Origin of the sequence: Novosphingobium sp. KACC 22771 (assembly GCF_028736195.1) — a bacterium.
GTDB lineage: Bacteria > Pseudomonadota > Alphaproteobacteria > Sphingomonadales > Sphingomonadaceae > Novosphingobium.
In genome coordinates, this window is sequence record NZ_CP117881.1 from 1,897,656 (window position 1) to 1,910,458 (window position 12,803).

Below are 12,803 nucleotides of genomic sequence, written 5' to 3' on the forward strand. Positions count from 1 at the left end.
GTCTACTCCGTGCTGCCTTTCGGACAGAGACTTGGGCCTGAGCCTTGGCATCTTGATCGAATGCCAAGTTCGCTAGCGTACCGATGCACCGCTCAGTTGAAAGAACAGGCCTTTCTCGCCATTGTTTTCCAGCGCGAAATTGCCTGTTACCGTTACCTGCTTTTGAATGAACGCGATCGGTCGTGCTGTGCGGACCTCGACCACTTCATTGGGTTCGCCCGGCGGACAAAACGCGCATACCGGCGTGTATTTGGAAAGCATAAAATGCGTTCCGCGCGATTGAGCATCAAGCGGCATGATAAAGCCGGAAAGACTGATGGACTTGCCTGAGAGCGCCTTGACCGGCGCTGGAAAGCGGGCGGTGAAAATCCCGCGTACGTCATCAACGCCGATCTTTGTCTGGCGCAGTGTTGCCCATAGCGGAGACTGGCCTTGTGGCAACTTGGCCTGTGCTGCGCGTTCACCGCTTTCCTGAAATTGCGCATGGGCAGGTTGGGCGAGAACGAGCAGTGTTGTCAGGGGAGCAAATAGCAATTTTGTATGGGTCATCATCAATCAAGCCTTGCCTTGCCGAGCCGATAGAAAAGGCCATCCTCGCTGTGGGATACGAGATGAAGTTTGCCTTCGACTGTGATCGGAGCTCTGGTGAAGCGGATGGGGTCCGCAGCCATGATCTGGATCGCTTCGGTCGGTTCATTGGGCGGGCAGAAGGGACAGCCGCTGCTTCGACGTGTCAGGATGAAATAGGGCGAACTCACTGCCGTATTGAGCGGAAGCATATAGCCGGTGATCCGGAACGTCTGACCCTCAAGCTTCCTTAACAGGAGGCCGAAGTTGGCATCATAAACGCCGCGCTCTTCATTGGCGAAGATCGGGGTGTCATGGAGAACAAGCCTGCGCTTGTCATCTTCATGCGCCAATGTGCCATTGCGCAAAGGCCCGTAGTAGGGCTGGGTCTGAAACCCGCCCAGCAGGACGAGCAGCAGCGGCGGCGCGAGCAGGCGAGCCATCCGGATCATGCGCGCAGCACCTGGGCGGGACGAAGCAGATAGGCGGAAAACGCGGGGAAAAGTGCGGCCAGACCGGCCAGCAACACGGCCATGACAACAATCGCCAGGTCTGTCAGTCCCATCGGAGGCAGGGCCAACGCGGGGCCGCCGTCCCGCGCCACAATTGTCGCAGCGATTTCGGCCGCGATACGCCCGATGGCAAGGCCCAGCAGACCACCCGTCATTCCAAGCATCAAGGCCTCTATCAACACCAGCCTGAACAGCAGTCCCGGCCCGCTGCCCAAGGCGCGCAGCAAAGCGAGTTCGCGCTGACGTTCCTGCACGGCCGAGAGCAGCGCGACGAAAAATCCGATGCCGGACAAGGCCAGCAGTCCTATGCCGAAACCACGCAGCACCGTGCTGCCAGTCCCCAGAAGTGTGTTCAACCGCATCATCTCCACCGCTGGCACGGCGGTTTGCACATTGGGCTCGTTTTTCAAAAGGCGCGGGATCATCAGCGCGCCCATCGCAGACCTGTACCGTACGAGGACTGAAGTCACTTCCTGCCCCACGGCGGGATAATTGTCCGACCCTTCATGCTCGACCGTTTCGGCGGCCAGAGCGGCCTGATGTTCGGCATTTTCATGCTCATGGACTTTCCAGACGCTGGCAGTATCCGTGAGTGCCAACCGGTCGATCACGGCACCCGTTGGAGCAAGAATGCCTACAACCTGATAGGGGCTGTGCTCATGACGCTCCCCTCCGCCAGCAAGGCCATGTTCGCCGACAAAGACATCGCCCACCTTGAGTTTCTGCGTACGTGCGACCTCCGCTCCCAAGACAGCTTGCAGCGGCTTGTTCCACCAACGCCCTTCAGCCAGCTTTGCATCGTACAGTTTTTCATAATCGGGGCTGGTTCCGACGATGCGATAGCCTGCAACATTGTCGCCCAGCGACACCGGCACCGCGTCCCTGACGAGCATGTTGCGCTGAAGACGCGTGAGCACCGAGAGGGGAATATTACCGGTAGGCACATCCAGATTGAATACGGAGGACAGAATGATCTGCAGCGGGCTGCCTTTCGCGCCGACGACCAGATCAATTCCGCCAAGGTCGCGTGAAAAGCGTCGGTCCAGTCCATTGTCGATCGCCAGCAATGCAACAACCACGGCCACGCCAAGTGCCAGAGAAAGCAGATGAAAGGCCCACCCAAGCGGCTTGCGGCGAACCGAAGCTATGGCCAGTTTCGCGGCGTTCATGCGGTCCCCACTGTAGCAATATTGGAGATGCGCGACTTAACGCGGCTGTCGTGGGTCGCGATAATCAGCGCCGCTCCACTTTCCCTGCCGGCATTCAACAAAAGATCGAGCACAGCCTCGCAAGAGTCATCGTCCAGACTTGCCGTGGGCTCGTCTGCCAAAATGAGGGACGGCGCGACGAGCATGGCCCGGGCAATGGCTGTGCGCTGCGCTTCGCCGCGGCTCAGAGTTTCTGATCGGGCATGGATACGCGCTGCCAGTCCCAGCTTTTCGAGCAGGGCAATTGCGCGCGCGCGATCCTGTCGTTGTCGGCTTGCAAACGGCGCCAGCAAAAGATTGTCGATCACGCTCAGGCCAGGAATAAGATGCAGATCCTGAAAGATCGTGCCGATGTGCGAGCCGCGATGTCGGTCGCGTTGGCGGGCCGATAGCCCGGCCATATCCTGTCCGGCGACAATGACTTTGCCCTCGAGGACGTCGGCCAGTCCGGCGATCGCAAGGAGCGCCGTGGTCTTGCCGGCACCAGACGGGCCGGTGAGCAGGGCTGCCTCCCCTTGCGCGACTGTCAGGCATTCGAGTCGTGCCAGTGCACGCCGGGCATATCCGGCCACCAAATTCGTCACTTTGAGCATGACAAGGCCCATCTTTTGATATCGTCAATGCCCAACAGTCCGCGCTTGCGTCCGCAGATCTGCCCATGGCCATCGACAGCGACGGCAAGAGGCAGCATTATCCCACCCCATTTGGCCAGTACGGCGCGGGGCTGGCCTGAATCGGCGAAGGCATTGGCCGTGTCGATCCCCTCTCGCTCCAGCACCACGCGTGCCCGTTCAGGCGGATCCATAGCCAAGGTTGCAATGCGGAGATGGCCAGCGACTTGCTGTAAACGCGGGATGCGCCTGAGTTCCGCAACGCAACTGCCACACCAGGTCGCCCACAAAATGATAACGGACGGTTTAAAAAGGCTCGGGCGGTGCCCGTCGATCCGCGCAGGAATTGTCGGTGCCGACATGCCGGATGGCCATGCAGGGCAAGGTGCAAATGCAGCGCCCAGCACTGCGGCAAGGTATAAAATGGAGGCTGGGTAACTGTACATATAGTGAGGTGATATAACGTAACATTCAATTTTCGGCAACTTGGCCGGATCGTTTCATCGTCCAAATGGCACGCTCGAGCGCGATTGCATCGGGCAAGCATCGCTTCAATGGCAATTCATCTCAATCGACAAAAACTGCGGATGAAACCGCCTTCGGGCAACATGAAGCGGGATGGCGAGAGACTGTTGCGAATGCAAAAATGTTACAATATATCATAACCAGATTGAGGTTTTGCGGGTTCCAATGCCGGTCGTTCCGCTAGGAGGTAGATATCATGCAACTCGTCCGGTGGAATCAGAAACTGATTTTTGGGGCCGCATATCGCACTTTTATCGCTTTTGGGGCTTGGTCTCTGCCTGCGATGGCGACCGCTCAGTCCTACGCGCCAGGTGAGACCTTTGCGCCATTTGATATCGGCCAGCCAGTAAACGCCTATCGCTCAGCCGCTGGCCTGCCGGGATCAGATTACTGGCAGAACCGGGCGAACTATCAGATCCATATCAATCTAAATCCCGATCCGGTATCTCCTTCACTCAGCGGTGAGGAGGTCATCACCTATACGAACAACAGTCCTGACAGGCTTGATGCGCTGTGGTTGCAGCTTGATCAGAACATCTACAAGGCCAACAGTCGGTCTTCTCTGGCTGGAGGCTGGCCGCGCCCGACTTCGACAGATGGCTTCGTTATCGAAGGCGCAGACGTGGAAATCGGGGGGAAATTCACGCCCGTTCACACGCTTGCCAGTGACACACGATTGCGCGTCGATTTGCCGATGCTGCTGGCGCCGAAAGGCGGTGTGATCAAGCTGCGCATCCGCTATCACTTTACGATCCCCGGGAAATGGGGCGGTCGCATGGCTTGGGCCAAGGCCAGAGACGGGGCGATCTATGATCTGGCGCAATGGCATCCCCGTATGGCCGTTTATGACGATATACGTGGCTGGGACACGCTGCCTTATCTGGCTCAGGAATTCTATCTTGAGTATGGTGATTTCGACTATTGGGTAACAGTGCCAAGCGATATGCTGGTCGCTGGCTCTGGCGAACTGATGAATCCCAGGGATGTGTTGACCGCGACGCAGCGGGCCCGCCTTGATCAGGCCCGCGCCAGTGATGCAACCGTGATGATCCGCGCGCCGTCAGAGATCGGTGACCCGGCCACGCGTCCCAAGCAGGGCGGAACGCTCACCTGGCATTTTCACATGAAGGACACGCGTGACGTTGCCTTCAGCGCCTCATCTGTGTTTGCATGGGATGCCGCACGTATCAATCTGCCAGAAGGCAAGAGCGCGCTCGCCATGTCGCTTTACCCGGCGGAAAGTCAGGGGGCTGACCGGTGGGGCCGCTCTACCGAGTATCTGAAAGACTCGATTCAGAATTTCTCGAAACGCTGGTATCCCTATCCTTGGCCCGTTGCGATCAACATTGCGGGCCCGGCCAGCGGGATGGAATATCCCGGCATCCTGTTCGACGGTATCGAGGACAAGGGCAAGGGCCTGTTCTGGATCACCGCCCATGAAATCGGCCACAGCTGGTTCCCGATGATTGTCGGTTTTGACGAGCGCCGTGATGCCTGGATGGATGAAGGCTTCAACACCTTCATTGACGTCTATCAGTCGGACGATTTCAACCACGGGGAATATGTCCCCAAGCGTGACAGCGAATTCGCCGCCGGAGGGGGCAATCCGGTGGACGAGATCCTGCCGGTCCTTGCCGATCAGGATGCTCCGCCGATCCTCTCGCGGTCGGACACGGTCATCGAAAAATACCGCCACCTCGTCACCTATTTCAAATCAGCATTGGGGCTCAAACTCTTGCGCGAGGAGATTTTGGGACCAGAGCGTTTCGACCCTGCCTTCCGCCGTTTCATTGCCGCATGGGCCTATAAACATCCCAAACCCGCCGATTTCTTCCGTGCGATGGAAAGTGCGGGGGGCGAGGATCTGAGCTGGTGGTGGCGCGGCTGGTATGCCCACAATTGGATGCTTGATCTGGCGATCGAGAAAATCGCGCCTGCCACGGACAATGGAAATGACGACAAGAGCCGACTGAAATGGCCAAAGGGGACAGGCATCACCGTAGCCAGCCACGATAAGCTGATTATGCCGGTCACGCTGCGCGTTGAATTTCGTGACGGGACACAGCGCGATTATCGCCTGCCGGCCGAAAGCTGGATTCGCCAGCCCAGAACAACGATCACCATTGAACCGGGAAAGGTTGTTGCACGGGCGACGCTCGATCCTGATCACCATACCCCGGATCGCGATCGCAGCAACAACAGCGTCACACCCACCGTACAATGAAGGTAGTCCTCTTTGGGGCAGGAGAAGGCGATGATTTCGCGCAGACAAATGGTGGCCGGAACGACCCTGCTTGCCGCAGGGCAATGGCTTAACCCGGCAGCAGGCCTTGCGAATGTTGTGCCTGCCTTGCCCTTTCCCATGGGCGTTGCCGCAGGCGATCCAAGGCCTGACGGTTTTGTTATCTGGACCCGGCTTGCCCTTGATCCGCTCGCACCCGACGGGGCAGGTGGCATGCACGATCCGGTCACCGTGCGCTGGGAGGTTGCGGAAGACGAGGCCATGATGCGCCCCGTGCGGCAGGGCAGTTATGTTGCCATTGGCGCGCTTGCCCATTCTGTGCATATCGAACTGGAAGGGCTGGCACCGGGGCGGCAGTATTTTTACCGTTTTCACGCGCTCAACGGCACCAGCGAGGTTGGCCGCGCGCGCACGGCCCCCGCGCCCGATGCCAAGGTTGATCACCTGCGCTTCGTTTTCGCCTCCTGCTCGCATTGGGAGGAGGGCTATTTCACCGCCTACCGCCGCATGGCAGAAGAAGACCCCGATTTCAGCCTGTTCCTCGGCGACTATATCTACGAATACAACAATTCGGGCAAACATCTGGAACATTGCGTTCGTCAGCATCCCGTTCGCGAGGCCACGGATCTGGCCAGCTATCGCTTACGCTATGCGCTCTATAAGCAAGACCCCGATCTTCGCGCACTGCATGCCGCGGCGGCCTGTCTGATGACATGGGATGATCATGAAGTTCAAAATGATTATGCTAACGCCATTTCGCAGGATCCAAGCGTTCCGCCGGATATATTTATGAGGCGGCGGGCTGCGGCCTATCAGGCCTATTACGAGCATATGCCCCTGCGGCGGCGATCCCTTCCCCAGGGTGCGGACATGCGGATCTATGATCGCTACCGCTTCGGCCGGTTGATGGAGATGCCGGTCCTTGATGGCCGCCAATATCGCAACGCCGAGGCCTGCCCGCTGCCCAAAAGCCGCAGCGGCCACGTCGTTCCGCTGTTCTGCACCGAGCGGGATGATCCGCAGCGGACTATGCTGGGTTACGCGCAGGAAAAGTGGTTGTTCGACGGTTTCCGGCGCTCCACCGCGCAATGGAATGTCGTGGCACAGGATCTGCTGATGGCGGGTTTTCTCCAGAAGGGAACCGATGGGACCATTGGTCACTGGACCGATGGGTGGGACGGCTATCCGGCCTGCCGCAAGCGTGTGCTGGATGCGGTCAGCGCATCCCGCCTTGCCAATCCGGTCTTCCTCGGCGGGGATATTCACTCTTTCTGGACAACGGACCTCAAAGCCGATTTTGACAATCCCGCATCGGCCACTATTGCCACAGAGTTTGTTGGCGGTTCGATCTCGGCCAATGCTCCACCCTATGAACCTTTTGCCGCCATGCTGCCGCAAAATCCCAATGTGCGCTATTTCGAAAGCCGCCTTCACGGCTATGTTGCCATCGACCTGACCCCGCGACAGATGATGACACGGTTCCGTTCGGTTGACCGCAGGTCCGATGGCTCTCCCGCTAGCACGTTCAAGAGTTTTGTGGTCGAAGACGGGCGAAGGGGCGCGCTAGAGGTCTGAAATATTCCCGATTGGAGTTCCTTACATGGCCGACCATTGGTATCGCGCCGAATGATATCGCGCCGAAATGGCTAAACCATAGTGCCCTTAGGCTTGCGCGAGCGGCCGGGGTGGAGGCTTATATGACCAAAGAGACTGAAATCCCGGTGGAAGGCATGGGGCCCAACAGACCGGAAAACCCCGAACGCCGCCTTGTTCTGGGCGTGTTGGGTGCTGCTGGCCTCGCTCTGGCCGGATCGGAGCGGGGCATGGCGGGAGGCGTAAAGCCCGCCCGATCATCCCCGCCATCACGCGCGCAGCTCGATGCTTCTTTGCACCGGCATATTGAAACAGTCGTCGTAATCTATGCGGAAAACCGCAGCTTCAACAATCTGTTTGCCAATTTTCCGGGCCTTGAACAGCCGCTGGCCAAGGTGCCGCCAGAGCGTTTTCTCCAGCGCGACCGGGACGGCAGCGTGCTGAAACAACTGCCCAAAATATGGGAAGGGCTGGTGCCCAGCAAGCAGGTCGTCGAGCACCGGGAGTATCTGATCGGCCCGGACGATCTGCCGCCGCTCCCCAATGCACCTTTCGCATTGTCAACGCCGGAGGGCGATCCGCTGCCCCATGGTCTTGTGACCCGCGATCTCGTTCACAGCTTCTACAACAACCAGCTTCAAATCAACGGCGGCCGCAATGATGGCTTCGTGGCTTGGGGCGACAGCGGCGCGTTGGTGATGGGCCATTACGGCGATGTTTCGGCCAACCTGCGCCTGTGGAACATCGCCCGCGAATTCACGCTGTGCGACAATTTCTTCATGGGCGCTTTTGGGGGGTCTTTCCTCAATCACCAATATCTGATTGCGGCGCAGCCACCCTTCTATTCCGACGCCGCCCACAGCCCCGCCAGCGGACGAATCGCTCAGGTGGAAGGCGTTGATCCCAAGGGAATCCGCCTCAAGCTGAAAGCGAGTTCACCGGCCAGCGCGAAGGACGGCCCGCCGCAATTCGTGCCCAGTACGCTTTCGCCCGATTTCTGGGCAGTCAACACCATGTTGCCGCCCTATGCGCCGACCTATGAACTGGATCCGGATCGCCCCGGTTACGCGAACCGATCCAGTGCCAACACGCTGGTGCCCCAAAGCCATAAAACGATTGGCGACCAGCTTTCGGCCAAGGGTGTGGAATGGGCATGGTTTTCCGGCGGGTGGGCAGCAGCGCTGGACGGTCATCTTAACAGCAATGACTTTCCCTCACGGCCAAACTTCCAGCCGCATCACCAGCCTTTCAATTATTACACGCAGTTTGCCCCCGGCACGCAGGCGCGCGCACGTCATCTACGCGATGCAGGCATGGGCGAGACGGCGCGGACCAACACATTTCTCGCCGCCGCTCGCGATGGACAATTGCCGCCCGTCAGCTTTTACAAGCCGCAGGGCAATCTCAACATGCATGCAGGCTATTCGGATGTGGATGCCGGGGATCGGCATATCGCGGGCGTGATCGAGGCGCTGCGCAACAGCCCGCAATGGTCAAAGATGCTGGTTATTGTGACGTTTGACGAGAATGGTGGATGGTGGGATCACGTCGCGCCGCCCAAGGGCGATCGTTGGGGGCCGGGCACGCGTATTCCGGCCATTATCGTATCGCCCCATGCGCGCAAGGGCACGGTCGATCACACCATCTATGACACAGGATCCATCGCCCGTTTTCTGATCCGGCGCTTTGGGCTGGAAACCCTGCCCGGACTGGTCGAACGCGAAAAGGCGATGATCGCGGCAGGAGGCCCGCCCCCCGGCGACCTGACCGGCGCGCTGGACCTGGCCTGACGGAAAAGGCATTAAGGGCAGGGGCGAGCACGCGGGATCTTATGGTCCTTGGCCAGTTCGCCCCCCGGTACGCGCCCTGTTATGTGTGCACTCTTAAACTTGCGTCGGGTTTGGCAAGCCAGCATAGACAGTTCCCGCGTCGAAGGCAGGAGCCGGTTCGCTACGGTTTAGGCGGATGGGCGTATCGCGGCTCTGCTGGTCCAGATCGACCTCGCGATAAAAGCAGGAGCGGAACCCGACGTGGCAACTGCCCGGCCCGTCAACACGGACATGCAGGATCACTGCGTCCTGATCGTCGTCGATCAGCATACGCTCGACGGTTTGGGCAAAGCCGCTATGCTCGCCCTTGCGCCACAGTGCCTTTCGACTGCGCGACCAGAAATGGGCCTGCCGGGTCACAATCGTCTGCTCGAGCGCCTGCGCATTCATATAGCCGAGCATGAGGATGGCGTTTGTCACCCCGTCGACCACAATCGCCGGGATCAAACCATCAGCATCAAACCGCGGTGCAAGTTCCGCCCCCAGTTCGACTTGCTCGACATTCCTACGTTGTGAGAACATATTCATCCCTGACTTCCAATAGTTTCAGCAAGCAGGCCCTGCGCCGGAACAGCGCTGACCAAGCCCTGCAAACCAAATTGCTCAAGCCCGATCGTCATGAGAGCCAGAGTGCCGCGCAGATCCTCCGCGCTGATATCGCGGGTGATGAAGACCAGCCGCGTGCGCCGATCCTCGGATGGCCAAGCGTCCAGCAGGACGGGCGGATGAAAGATATGCTGCACTCCATGGATCACCACAGGCCTTGGTTCTTCGGCCAGATTCACGATGCCCTTGATGCGCAAAATGTCCGCCCCCTTGAACATGGCAAGGATATCGAGCCAGCGTTCAAAGGCATGCGCCTGCAGGGGGTCATCGAAGGTCAGGCAGGTTGCGCGGATGCGATCATCATGCCGGTTGACATCGTGGTGGTGGTGACCGTGCTCATGCTCATGCTCATGCTCATGCTCATGCTCATGCTCATGGCCATGGTGATGGACTTCGTAGGTTTCGGCCGCCAGCCAGCGGCGCACATCGTTGCTCTTGGTTTCGGGGTTGTAGAGCCCGGCGTTGAAGAGAACATCGGGGGACACGTCTCCATGTACGACATCGATGAGAGGCGCGGCGGGGTTAAGGATGCTCAGCCTTGCAGCGAGTGCCCGCTGGTCTTCTGCCTCTGCCAGATCCGTCTTGGTAAGCAGAATGCGATCAGCCACGGCCGCCTGCTTGACCGCTTCCTCCTGAGTATCGAGGGTGGCCATGCCATGGACGGCATCGACCGTCGCGATCACGCCATCCAGCCGGTAGAGCGTGCGCAGATGATCGTCGGTCATCAGCGTGTGCAGGATGGGGGCAGGATCAGCGAGGCCCGTGGTCTCGATCACCACGCGGTCAAACCAGCAGACACCATCGCGGGCAAACCGCCAAGGCGCATTGCGCAAGGTGGCCAGCAAATCGCCGCGAATGGTGCAGCACAAACAGCCGCCCATCATTTCCACGACCAGATCCTCGCTCGACCGCGCAATCAGGTCGTGGTCGAGGCTGACGGCGCCGAACTCGTTGATGATGACGAGCACCCGGTTCATCTGGGGCGACTGCACAAGGCGGTTGAGCAAGGTGGTCTTGCCGCTGCCAAGAAAACCGGTGAGCACGGAAACCGGAATTAGCGTTTCATGGCCGGACAGCAACGCGCTCATGCGGTCTTCTCCTGTGCCGGTTCTGGTGCGGTTGGATCAAACCGGGTGAACATTCGCCACGCGCTGGTGATGCGAGGCTTCGAACCGGCAAGGCCGAGTTTGCAAGGCGGATGGTAGGTCATGAAGCGTTTTCGCAAGTGGGGGGATGGGGCGCGGCGCTGGGCCAAGGGTCGATCGCCAGCAGCAGCCGACTCTCGCCTGTCCCCGCGATGGGGGGCGAGCGGTGGAGGATTTGCGGCTCGCCCACCGAAAGCCGGCCCTTGAAGATCCCTACGTCTCCGGCGCGCATCTGACGAATGGGCGCGTCATCGCCGCCGCGCGTTTGCGTCCATTGCGTGCCTTGGCCCGCATAGGTTGTCAGCAGTCGCGCCGTTACGACATCTGCATGAAATTTGCGGCAGGCATCTGTCTCGATCACCTCCAGCCGGACCTTGACCTGTGTCAGGACCAACAGCGCGGCGAAGCGGTGGGCTAGTTCAGCAATATCATGCCCCAGCGCCACAAGACCGTCGCTGACGGGATAGCCTGCTTCTGCGAGTTCATGGCTTATCTGGCGGTCGATGTCAGCAAGCTCGGCATGAAACGTAAGGTCATCAATCGTTTCATGGTCCAGCCCTGTTATCCAGCGCAGGGCATCGGGTAGGGGCCGGGACCAGATGGCCAGATGCACCTCTGGCCGCCGCACCGCATCCAGCACTGCCGGATCGCCCTGTTCAATGGCCACGCCATCGTCCAGATCTCCAGCACTCTGCGCCAGCATCATCATGCCATCTCCTGGGCGCGTTCCCACGACGGGAAGGGGTCGCGCCGGCCGATCCACATCTCTGGCGTGAAGGCCTTTACTGGCAGCAAACAGGCATCAAGTTCCTTACGGATGCGTGCCTCGTCCATGTCGATGCCGATGAACACCAGTTCCTGCCGCCGGTCGCCCCAGATCGGATCCCAGTGTCGGGCCACAAAGCGTTCGAAGCGATCTTCTTCGGGCCATTGGTTCTTGGGGATGCTGCCCCACCATCGCCCTAGGCGGGATGTGACGGTCTGGCTGCCCGCCACGGCGAGTTCACCTACGAAATCAGGCCGTGTCGCCAGCCAGAAATGACCCTTGGCGCGCACTACATGGTCGAGGCCACCCGTGGTCAGAAAGGCATGGAAGCGCGCTGGATCGAAAGGCTGGCGAGCGCGATAGACAAAGCTCTCGATGCCATATTCTTCCGTTTCAGGAACATGGTTGGCATAGCCATACAATTCCTTGGCCCATAGTGGATGCTGCGCGGCCTTTTCCTCGTCGAACAGGCCGGTGGCGAGGATGGTGTCGAGCTTTACCTTGCCATGGTCGCAAGTGACGATGCGGGCATCGGCGTTGAGACTGGCGACAAGTTTCTTCACCACCGCCAATTGATCGGGCGAGATCGAGGACGCCTTGTTGATGACCACCACATCGGCAAACTCGATTTGCTCGACCAACAGGCCGACGAGGCTGCGCGTGTCGTCATCGCCCAGCGACTCGCCGCGATCTGCGAGGAAGTCTTGGCTGGAATAATCCTTCAGCAGGTTGATCGCGTCGACCACGGTCACCATCGTGTCGAGCTGCGCCACATCGCCCAGCGACACGCCCGCCTCGTCACGGAACGAGAAGGTGGAGGCAACCGGCAGGGGTTCGGAAATCCCGGTGCTCTCAATGACCAAATAGTCAAACCGCCCCGCTTGCGCCAGATTGCGCACCTCCTGCAGCAGATCATCGCGCAAGGTGCAGCAGATACAGCCATTGGTCATCTCGACCAGCGTTTCCTCGCTGCGCGACAGGGCGGCATCGCCCCCGCGCACCAGATCGGCGTCAATGTTCACTTCCGACATGTCATTGACGATGACGGCAACGCGCAAGCCCTCGCGGTTGGCGAGAATATGGTTGAGCAGCGTGGTTTTGCCTGCACCGAGGAAGCCGGACAGCACTGTGACAGGCAGCAGGTTGTGGGACGAAGATTGCATGGGTGAGGAGGTCATGGGTCAGCCTTGTGGTTTAAT

The 12,803-nt window shown here is 59.5% G+C and carries 12 protein-coding genes; 3 read left to right on the top strand and 9 right to left on the bottom strand.

Annotated features, from left to right (window positions below; genetic code table 11):
• Positions 1-72: 72 nt before the first annotated feature.
• From PQ467_RS08620 to PQ467_RS08640, 5 genes are read right to left on the bottom strand one after another with little or no spacing between them, the layout of a single operon-like run.
• The gene (locus tag PQ467_RS08620) at positions 73-552 is read right to left on the bottom strand and encodes a DUF3299 domain-containing protein (RefSeq protein ID WP_274173040.1); all 480 of its coding nucleotides are present in this window, start codon (positions 550-552) and stop codon (positions 73-75) included.
• The gene (locus PQ467_RS08625) at positions 552-1,019 is read right to left on the bottom strand and encodes a DUF3299 domain-containing protein (RefSeq protein ID WP_274173041.1); all 468 of its coding nucleotides are present in this window, start codon (positions 1,017-1,019) and stop codon (positions 552-554) included. The genes PQ467_RS08620 and PQ467_RS08625 overlap by 1 nt, the downstream gene beginning before the upstream one ends.
• Positions 1,016-2,248 (bottom strand): ABC transporter permease, encoded by a 1,233-nt coding sequence (locus PQ467_RS08630; protein ID WP_274173042.1) that lies wholly within the window; start codon positions 2,246-2,248, stop codon positions 1,016-1,018. Before PQ467_RS08630 ends, PQ467_RS08625 begins: the two co-directional genes overlap by 4 nt.
• A complete protein-coding gene (locus PQ467_RS08635; protein WP_274173043.1) occupies positions 2,245-2,880 on the bottom strand; it encodes an ABC transporter ATP-binding protein in 636 nt (211 codons plus the stop codon). The genes PQ467_RS08630 and PQ467_RS08635 overlap by 4 nt, the downstream gene beginning before the upstream one ends.
• The gene (locus tag PQ467_RS08640) at positions 2,868-3,260 is read right to left on the bottom strand and encodes a TlpA disulfide reductase family protein (RefSeq protein ID WP_274173044.1); all 393 of its coding nucleotides are present in this window, start codon (positions 3,258-3,260) and stop codon (positions 2,868-2,870) included. Before PQ467_RS08640 ends, PQ467_RS08635 begins: the two co-directional genes overlap by 13 nt.
• A 359-nt stretch (positions 3,261-3,619) precedes the next feature.
• On the opposite strand from PQ467_RS08640, the gene PQ467_RS08645 reads away from it, so the two are divergent.
• The 3 genes from PQ467_RS08645 (at position 3,620) to acpA (ending at position 9,048) form a co-directional block, all read left to right on the top strand.
• Positions 3,620-5,647, top strand: coding sequence for a M1 family metallopeptidase (locus tag PQ467_RS08645; RefSeq protein ID WP_274173045.1), 2,028 nt, complete (start codon positions 3,620-3,622; stop codon positions 5,645-5,647).
• A 30-nt stretch (positions 5,648-5,677) separates the two neighbouring features.
• Positions 5,678-7,240: an alkaline phosphatase D family protein gene (locus PQ467_RS08650; protein WP_274173046.1), complete on the top strand. Its 1,563-nt coding sequence runs from the start codon at positions 5,678-5,680 to the stop codon at positions 7,238-7,240.
• Between the two features lie 122 nt (positions 7,241-7,362).
• Positions 7,363-9,048: an acid phosphatase gene (acpA, locus tag PQ467_RS08655; protein WP_274173047.1), complete on the top strand. Its 1,686-nt coding sequence runs from the start codon at positions 7,363-7,365 to the stop codon at positions 9,046-9,048.
• 93 nt (positions 9,049-9,141) lie between these two features.
• On the opposite strand, the gene hisI is transcribed toward acpA, so the two are convergent.
• The 4 genes from hisI to PQ467_RS08675 all read right to left on the bottom strand — a co-directional run bounded on the left by hisI (position 9,142) and on the right by PQ467_RS08675 (position 12,782).
• Positions 9,142-9,615 (bottom strand): phosphoribosyl-AMP cyclohydrolase, encoded by a 474-nt coding sequence (gene hisI / locus PQ467_RS08660; RefSeq protein WP_274173048.1) that lies wholly within the window; start codon positions 9,613-9,615, stop codon positions 9,142-9,144.
• The gene (locus tag PQ467_RS08665) at positions 9,612-10,781 is read right to left on the bottom strand and encodes a CobW family GTP-binding protein (protein ID WP_274173049.1); all 1,170 of its coding nucleotides are present in this window, start codon (positions 10,779-10,781) and stop codon (positions 9,612-9,614) included. The genes hisI and PQ467_RS08665 overlap by 4 nt, the downstream gene beginning before the upstream one ends.
• Before the next feature lie 118 nt (positions 10,782-10,899).
• On the bottom strand, positions 10,900-11,547 hold the full coding sequence (locus PQ467_RS08670) for a DUF1826 domain-containing protein (protein WP_274173050.1): 648 nt from the start codon (positions 11,545-11,547) through the stop codon (positions 10,900-10,902).
• Complete coding sequence (locus tag PQ467_RS08675; RefSeq protein WP_274173051.1) at positions 11,544-12,782, bottom strand: GTP-binding protein; 1,239 nt, start codon at positions 12,780-12,782, stop codon at positions 11,544-11,546. The genes PQ467_RS08670 and PQ467_RS08675 overlap by 4 nt, the downstream gene beginning before the upstream one ends.
• Positions 12,783-12,803 lie beyond the last annotated feature (21 nt).